2 protein-coding genes are annotated in these 4,016 nt (G+C 69.3%); one reads left to right on the forward strand and one right to left on the reverse strand.

Annotation, left to right across the window (positions count from 1 at the left end; all coding sequences use genetic code 11):
* Positions 1 to 161: 161 nt before the first annotated feature.
* Complete coding sequence (locus ACWC5O_RS45105) at positions 162 to 2,813, reverse strand: WD40/YVTN/BNR-like repeat-containing protein (protein ID WP_450592489.1); 2,652 nt, start codon at positions 2,811 to 2,813, stop codon at positions 162 to 164.
* 498 nt (positions 2,814 to 3,311) lie between these two features.
* Here ACWC5O_RS45105 and ACWC5O_RS45110 point away from each other — a divergent pair, with 498 nt between their 5' ends.
* Positions 3,312 to 3,749, forward strand: a complete 438-nt coding sequence (locus tag ACWC5O_RS45110) for a VOC family protein (RefSeq protein WP_450592487.1) — start codon at positions 3,312 to 3,314, stop codon at positions 3,747 to 3,749.
* The last annotated feature ends 267 nt before the right edge of the window (positions 3,750 to 4,016 follow it).

Genomic DNA, 4,016 nt, shown 5'->3' on the forward strand with positions numbered 1-4,016 from the left:
ACCTGCGGGGCCCCTGAGGCTTCCGCTCATCCCGAATCTCGAAGTCCATCGCATCCCCTGAGCTGGGGTGTTGCGACGACCACTAGAACGGAAGATCGGTCCGGGGGCCCCGGCGTTGCCCCGGCCACGCCGGGCACAGTGTGGAGGGACTGGGGGCGGTGTTACGGCGTCGGTGTCTTCCAGATGCCGCGGCCGTGCGTGGCCACGTACACCTGGCTGCCGTCCGGGCTCGCTGAGAGGTAGACCGCCGGGGAGGTGGGCAGGTTCGTGCCCAGACGCGCCCAGTGGCCCGCCGAGGTGCTGGTGAACACGCCCAGGTCGGTGGCGACCACCAGGGTGCCGTTCTTGGTGATCAGCGCCGCGTTGGCCGGAGCGTCCGGGAAGGAGTCGGAGGCCGCGGTGGCACCGCTGATGTCCGTCCAGGTTGTGCCACCGTCGGTGGTTTTCCAGATGTGCCCGTAGCCCGCGCCGGGGCCTTCGTTCCAGTGCCGGGAGAAGCCGTTGATCACCGCGTAGACCGTCTTGCCGGAGGCGTCGGACGGGTCGATGGTCAGGCCGGAGATGTAGCGGTTGGGGAAGGCGGCGGGCAGGTTCACCTGGTGCCAGGTGCCGCCGTAGTTGGTGGCGATGCCCCGCCCGAAGGAGCCGTCGACGCGGGAGCAGGGGCCGCACCAGGCGGCCCACGTCACGTGGCTGCGGCTGGTGACCGCTGAGGCCGAGTGGCCGGCGCCCAGGTCGTACAGCTTGGTCCAGTCGGCTCCGGAGGTGCTCTTCCAGGTTGTGGTGTTGCCCCAGACGTACTGGCCGCCCGCGACCCACAGGCCGCTCGGGTCGGTCTCGTCCGCGCTGAACGGGGCGATGAAGCGGGCTCCCGGGTCACCGGGCGCGATGTCGGTGATCACGTCCTCGGAGCCGTCGTCGCTCGCGGTGTAGCCGCAGTTGTTTGTGATCTGGAGGGCGAGGTCGACGTATTCGCCGACCGTCTGGCAGCCGTTGGCGGGGTTGACCAGCTGGTCGCCGCCGTCACCGCCGAACGGAGAGACCATCTCGCCGCCCGGGTTGAGCTGCTGCCCCTGGTAGGTGGCGCCCTTGGGTGCGAGCAGGGAGACGCCGTTGTCCTGCAGGCCGCCCCAGACGGCTTCGCCGCTGCCGTCGGTCATCCTGCCCGCGCGCACCGAGTAGTACTGGAGGTTGCGCAGGGTGCCCGACGCGTTGAGGTTGCGCCAGCCGGCGGTGGTCTGCGTGGTGGGGCGGGCGTAGGCGCCGCCGTCGTTGCCGACGAACACCTCCGGCGCGCTGCCCGGCCACTGCGAGAAGGCGAGGGCGTGCTGGTCGGAGTGCATTACGTCGCCGTCGCAGGAGTTCGCGCCCGGGTCGTACGAGAAACACGGCATGCCGAAGTTCCAGTAGCGGCCGATCGCCTTCCAGGTGGCGCCGCCGTTCCGGGACTCGAACATCTCCTCGAGGCCCAGGTAGACGTGGTTCGGGTCGCTCGGGTCGACCGCGATGACCTGGTCGTACCACGATTGGGAGCCGGGTTGGTAGCCGGTGCCGATCTCGTTGACCTTCATCGCGGAGCCGGTCGTCGACAGCGACGAGGAGGTAGCGATCTGCTTGAACGAGCCGTCCGCGTTGCCGCTCTGGCTGACGTACACGCCGGCGAGGACCGAGTACACGCCGGAACCGGAGGACTTGTTGAGGAGCTTCGGGGACTCCATCGAGACGTACAGCTTGCTGCCGTCGGCCGCGTAGGCGAAGGCGGCGTTGCCGATCTCGGCGGGGTTGATCGCACCGGTCGGGTTGGCACGCTTCCAGGTGGTACCCGCGTCGGTGGAGTAGTAGAAGCCGTTGTAGTCGGCGCCGCTGCGCCAGGCCACGTTGGCCAGCAGCTTGGTGCCATCGCTGCCGGGCTGTACGGCGATGTCATTGGCGATGTCCGCGTAGTGGCTGTCCACCCCGCAGCTCACGCCGCTGATGCCGACGCCCGCGCACGGGGCGAGGACCTTCGTCCAGGCGGTGGACCGGCCGGCCGACAGCGGGCGCCGGAAGACGCCGTGCGAGGAGGCCGCGAAGACGTACCCGGCAGCTTTGTCGAAGGTCAGGGTGTGGACGGAGCTCGAATCCAGCTCGGTACCGCCCACCTTGTCGCTCTCGCTGAACGTGCCGGTGGCGGGGTCTGCGAGGCGGTAGACGCCGCTGCCGAGGTAGTTGTCGGAGGCGGTGGTCGCCTCGCCGGTGGCCAGCCACAGCGAGCCGTCGGGCCCGACCGCGAGGGCGCCCACGGACAGGGCGGGCAGCCGGTCGGCGATCGGCGTCCAGGTCCTGCCGTCGTCGGTGGACCGGAACACACCGCCGCCCGCGGCGCCCGCGTAGACCACGCCCTGGTGCGTCGGATCGGTGGCCAGGGCGGCGATCCGGCCCGCCGAACGGCTTGCACCGCCACCGGAGTTGGATGCTGACCGGTCGCGGTAGTGCAGCGCGTCCTCGTTGTACGGGGAGGTGGTCACCTCGGACCAACTCCCAGCCTTCACCGGCATGTTCTCGATGTGCGCCCAGGCGTCGGCGTACGCGCCCGGCGCGATCTGGTCGCTGGGGGAGAGCCTCGGCTCGTTGAACGCGTCGAGGGACTCCATCAGTTCATGGGACTCGTCGCCCGCCACGTCATGGCGGCTGGACCCAGTGTCGCTGTCCACTCCGTATGCGGCGACGGGTCCCGTCCCCGCTATCAGCAGTGCGGCGGCGACGGCGGCGAGCGCCGCCCTCCCGCTCTCCGTTCCGCGGCGCGGTCTGCGCCGTCCGGAATACGCACGCATGGTTGTCTCCGGCTTCTTCGGCGTAAGTCGCGACCGCCCCTACGGCCGCACTTGAGCTCCTACTGCCGAGCGCCGGAACCGTACTCCCGTGCCCACCCTCAACCCCAGGGGTTTACAGCGACTTTATAGCCTGACAAACGTAACGATTGTCAAAAATTACCTCGTTCGCCATCTCGCCCCTCAGAGTGACGGCACACCTCATCAACTGCAGCGCAATCGACCGGTTCTCTGTCACCGGCGGGAGCTGGCGCGGCCACCGCGGCCCACTGTGCCCGTCCGGGCCAGTGGCTCGGCGGTGGCATGACGGCACGGTCGTGATCGGCGGCGCGAAGGTGAGCCAGCCCGATCGGGTGACTCAAGGCCGGTGTTGGCGCGGGTGTCTCGGCCCTTGGGACCAGGCGGATAGGTTGAGCGGGATCCGGCCGCCGAAAGCGGTGCCGACGAGGCCGAATTCCCGGCCCTCGCAGTCCAGGCGCAGCAGGGAGTACCACCACCGGCATGGACGTTCTCTTCATCACGAGCGTGGCGGTGGTCGCCGCCGATCCGCCGCTGAGCCGCAAGCTGTTCATCGAGACTCTTGGCCTCCCCTTGGAGGGGGAGGACAACGGCTACTTCTCCAGCGGGAGCGTCCCCGGCAGCAAGCACTTCGGCCTGTGGCCGCTCTCGCAGGCAGCCGAGGCATGCTTCGGCACGGCCCAGTGGCCCGCCGACCGGGTGGTCCCGCAGGCATCGATCGAGTTCGAGGTGGCGAACGCGGAAGCCGTCACAGCCGCCGGTGCCGAGCTTCAGCGCGCGGGCTTCGAGCTGGTGCACCAGGCCCGCACCGAGCCGTGGGGTCAGACGGTGGCCAGACTTCTCACGGCGGACGGCTTGATCGTCGGGATCTCCTACGCCCCCTCATTGCACGACTTGCAGGACGACCAGCACCCCGGCTGAGCTCGGCCCGAGACCGGTGAAGGCGACGCAAATCCCTGGCGCACTCCTCGCCAGGACAGCCACCGTGACGTCTACCCCGGTGAAGCGGCAGGGGCCCTCCGGGAGCGGAATTCCAAGATCTCCTCCCAGATTCCTCCCAACAGGCCCCGGAAACCACTCAGGGGCCCGGCCCGCTAGGAGTTGTCCGGGCGATCACGTGCGAAGCCAGATGGTGAGGGCTGCGGCGGTTGCTGTGCCGAGGTATACGTAGCCACGCTTGTCGTAGCG

This window comes from Streptomyces sp. NPDC001450 (assembly GCF_053597295.1).

Excerpts from the sequence above, each read along its gene's own strand:
- ACWC5O_RS45105 (WP_450592489.1), bottom strand. The coding sequence starts at position 2,813 with ATGCGTGCGTATTCCGGACGGCGCAGACCGCGCCGCGGAACGGAGAGC.
- ACWC5O_RS45110 (WP_450592487.1), top strand. The coding sequence starts at position 3,312 with ATGGACGTTCTCTTCATCACGAGCGTGGCGGTGGTCGCCGCCGATCCG.